A 3438-nucleotide genomic window follows, 5' to 3' on the forward strand; every position below is an offset into this window, starting at 1 on the left:
GTCGAGTGATCGACGCCAATGTCGCGCTCAGCCAGCATCTCCTCAAGATTGCGCAGACTCAGCGAGTAGGCAACGTACCATCGCACGCACAGCAGCATCACTTCAAGCGGAAAGTGCAGCCGCTTCAGAACCTTGGTAATGCCCGGTGCCAGCGTCGTTCGTGGCGTCAGTGTCTTCTTCATCACGCGGCCAAGCGTTTTCGTCAGCCTCGAATTTTACCTTCTCCGCCTTAATGCGACAGAACCAGTGTCGAGTGAAGCCAGTCCATTCGTCCACCTCCAACATTAATTCGGTGATCTTGACGTGTGGCAAGATCATCGCCGTCTGGTCGATCAGCTCCTGCGCAGTCTCGGGCACCGCCGCATCGAGCGGCGTGATCTTGAGGCCCGATTCGGTGATGATGGCATCCGGCAGGTCGTTCGCCAGCGCCATGCGGTTGATGGTGGCGAGTTGCGTTTCCAACAGCGTCAGCCGGTCGTGTAGGTACTGGTCGCAGTCGGTGGCGACAGCCAGCGGCAGTTCGGCGGACAGTTTGAGGCTGGCGAACTTCTCCTGCGGCACAAGATAGTCCTCGAAATCCTTGAACTGGAGCGAACCCTGCACCCAGATGTCGCCGGAGCGCAGCGCGTTCTTGAGTTCGGAGAGTGCGCACAGTTCGTAGTAGCGCCGGTCGATGCCGGCATCGGTCATCACCAGCTTCTGCCAGCGCGGCTTGATGAAGTCGGTCGGGGCATCGGCGGGCACCTTGCGGGCGTTGTCGCTGTTCATGCCGCGCAGCACCTCAATGGCGTCGAGCACGTTCTTGGCGGCGGGAGCGGCCCGCAGCTTGAGCACGTCCAGAAATTCCGGCGCGTAGCGGCGCAACGTGGCGTAGCTCTCGCCGATGCGGTACAGGAAATCGAAGTCCTCGGGCTGCGCGAGCTTCTGCGCTTCGGTGACGCTCTCGGCGAAGGCGTCCCAGGACATGACGGCCTCGATGGCGGCGAACGGATCGCTGCCGCTTTGCTTGGCCTCGATCAGCGCCTGCCCGATGCGCCCGTACAGGCGCACCTTAGCGTTGATCGCCTTGCCGGATGCCTGGAACTGCTGTTGGTGCTTCTTCTTGGCGTCATTGAAGAGCTTGCCCACAGGATGCGGTCGTGCAGGTTGATGATTTCGTCGGTGACGGTGGCCATGCCCTCGATAGCGAGCGCCACCAGGGTGGCGTAGCGGCGCTGCGGCTCGAACTTGGCCAGGTCGGCGGGCGTCATCTGGCCGCCCTCGCGGGCGATCTTGAGCAGCCGGTTCTGGTGAACCAGCCGCTCGATGCCCGAAGGCAGGTCGAGTGCGTGCCAAGCCTTGAGGCGCTCGATGTGTTCCAACATGTGCCGGGAATTCGGCTTGGCAGGCGATTGGCGCAGCCAGGCCAGCCAAGTCGTTTTGCCGTTGTCGCGGCGCTTGAGCAGGTCCTCGAGGCGACCGCGATGCGCGTCCGACAGAGACTCGGCCAACGCTTCGTAGATGCGCCGGTTGGCGCGGGTGATCGCCTCGGCGCTCGCCCGCTCGACGGCGCTGAGGGCAGGCACAATGATCGACTGGCGGCGCAGATGTTCAATCAGGGCGCTGGCCAGCACGATGCCCTTGTCGGTCTGAATGGCCAACTCGGTCAGCAACTGGACGGCCTGCCGGTAGTGGCTCATGGTGAAGGTCTGAAAGCCAAACACCGTTTCCAGCTCGACCAGGTGCTCACGCCGGGTCTGTTCCCGCTGCCCATATTCCTCCCGACTTTCGACGCCGACCTTGATCTGGTTGGCGACCAGTCTCAGCAAGGGCGGAAACGGCGGCTCACCAACGCCAAGGATGACGCCGGGAAAGCGCAGGTAGCAGAGCTGCACGGCGAAGCCCAAGCGGTTGGCCGGGCCGCGCCGCTGCCGGATGATGGAGAGGTCACAGTCGCTGAACGTGTAGTGACGGATCAACTCGTCCTTGGTGTCCGGCAACGCCAAGAGACTTTCCCGCTCGGCGGCGGACAGGATTGAACGGCGCGGCATGCAGTCTCCTTCTTCTTGAAAACGTTGGTTTGTGACAAGCCCGCCAAGGCAATCGGCGCGGCACACGGAATCAAGACATTGTGGTTCTCGAAAATAGTTCTTGAAACTCTATTCTTGATTTCATATCATCTCAACGAGTTTCGATAAGAAAGGATACCCATGCGACCTTCCGTTGTGCTCGACTTGAAGCGAGGCGCAGTGCGCGAAGTGGTAGGCCGCTTTCGCACGGCGAACCCGCGCGTCTTCGGCTCGGTGCTGCATGGCACCGACCGGGACGGTAGCGACCTCGATCTGCTGGTCGATGCTCTGCCTGGTGCCACGTTATTGGACTTGGGCGATTTGGAGGACGAACTGAAATCGCTGCTGGGCGTTGACGTCGATTTGCTAACACCCGGCGACCTGCCGCCGAAGTTTCGAGCCAAGGTGCTCGCGGAGGCGCAGCCGGTATGAGCGAGAACCGACTGCCCGATTACCTTGATCACGTACAGCAAGCCGCAGCCGATGCGCGCAGCTTCGTAGAGGGACTGGCCAAGGATGACTTCTTGGCCGATAAGCGCACCCAGCAGGCCGTCATCATGAGCCTCATCATCATTGGCGAGGCTGCCACGAAGGTAATGGATGGATATGCCGAGTTCATCCAGGCGCACGCCGAAGTGCCGTGGCGCAGCATGCGCAACATGCGTAATCGGATGGCCCACGGCTATTTCGACATCAACCTCGATGTGGTGTGGGAGACGGTACAAGAATGGCTGCCGGAGTTGCTCGAGCAACTGCCTGCCGTGCGTCAGGATGCCGAGGACGAAGACCGCAACGACTGTGGAGGGGCATCTGATGCTTGACCAAACTCTCCCCCTGACGCCACTGTTAAGCCCGATGCTTGCTGCACTTGTTGCTGTTGTTGGCTGGTATGTTGTACACCGTTCCAATACGGCCAGAGACCACGCCAGTAAGCGACATGACTTGATTGTCCAATACTTACTGGAAGCATATCGCCGACTAGAAAATGCGGCGAATCGCGAAGACAAGACCGAAGAACAGGCCGTCGCTTTTGAATCTGCTGTTGCGGACATCCAATTCCTCGGCAGCCCTGATCAGATAACGGAAACGGTGAAATATCTTAAGGCGCACGCGTCAGTAGGAGGGGGCACAATCGATAACGTACTTTCTCTGCTGCGCAATGACCTCCGAAAGGAACTTGGGCTTTCGCGAGTGAATCACCCACTCATGATATTTCGGTTTGTACGCGATCGGAGTAGCGAGTGGCGTCCTGGAAGTTTTCAAGAGAATCCTGTTTGCCGTACTATTGACCTTTCCATAAATCATGACGTCACCACAAGGTTGCCTGAATCCAGCACGCGGCGATGATCGAAGGTCGGTGCTGAGCGCTTTTGAGCTTGTTGCGAGCGAC

The 3438-nt window shown here is 59.7% G+C and carries 3 protein-coding genes and 2 pseudogenes; 3 read left to right on the forward strand and 2 right to left on the reverse strand.

Annotated elements, in window-relative coordinates; genetic code table 11:
* Positions 1 to 182, reverse strand: a pseudogene (locus HV796_RS40860) (IS6 family transposase); the annotation flags it as partial.
* Positions 183 to 243: 61 nt separating this feature from the next.
* A pseudogene (locus HV796_RS40865) lies at positions 244 to 2030 on the reverse strand (Tn3 family transposase); the annotation flags it as partial.
* Positions 2031 to 2189: 159 nt separating this feature from the next.
* On the opposite strand from HV796_RS40865, the gene HV796_RS40870 reads away from it, so the two are divergent.
* The 3 genes from HV796_RS40870 to HV796_RS40880 are packed head-to-tail and all read left to right on the forward strand — an operon-like array spanning position 2190 to position 3395.
* Positions 2190 to 2480, forward strand: coding sequence for a nucleotidyltransferase family protein (locus HV796_RS40870; protein ID WP_175233366.1), 291 nt, complete (start codon positions 2190 to 2192; stop codon positions 2478 to 2480).
* Complete coding sequence (locus HV796_RS40875) at positions 2477 to 2869, forward strand: HepT-like ribonuclease domain-containing protein (RefSeq protein WP_175233367.1); 393 nt, start codon at positions 2477 to 2479, stop codon at positions 2867 to 2869. Before HV796_RS40870 ends, HV796_RS40875 begins: the two co-directional genes overlap by 4 nt.
* Positions 2862 to 3395: a hypothetical protein gene (locus HV796_RS40880; protein ID WP_175233368.1), complete on the forward strand. Its 534-nt coding sequence runs from the start codon at positions 2862 to 2864 to the stop codon at positions 3393 to 3395. The genes HV796_RS40875 and HV796_RS40880 overlap by 8 nt, the downstream gene beginning before the upstream one ends.
* Positions 3396 to 3438: the final 43 nt, after the last annotated feature.

It is taken from the genome of Paraburkholderia humisilvae (genome assembly GCF_902859855.1).
GTDB lineage: Bacteria > Pseudomonadota > Gammaproteobacteria > Burkholderiales > Burkholderiaceae > Paraburkholderia > Paraburkholderia humisilvae.

What these genes read in the sequence shown, in the direction of transcription:
- HV796_RS40870 (WP_175233366.1), top strand. Translation starts at nt 2,190, where the DNA reads ATGCGACCTTCCGTTGTGCTCGACTTGAAGCGAGGCGCAGTGCGCGAA.
- HV796_RS40875 (WP_175233367.1), top strand. Translation starts at nt 2,477, where the DNA reads ATGAGCGAGAACCGACTGCCCGATTACCTTGATCACGTACAGCAAGCC.
- HV796_RS40880 (WP_175233368.1), top strand. Translation starts at nt 2,862, where the DNA reads ATGCTTGACCAAACTCTCCCCCTGACGCCACTGTTAAGCCCGATGCTT.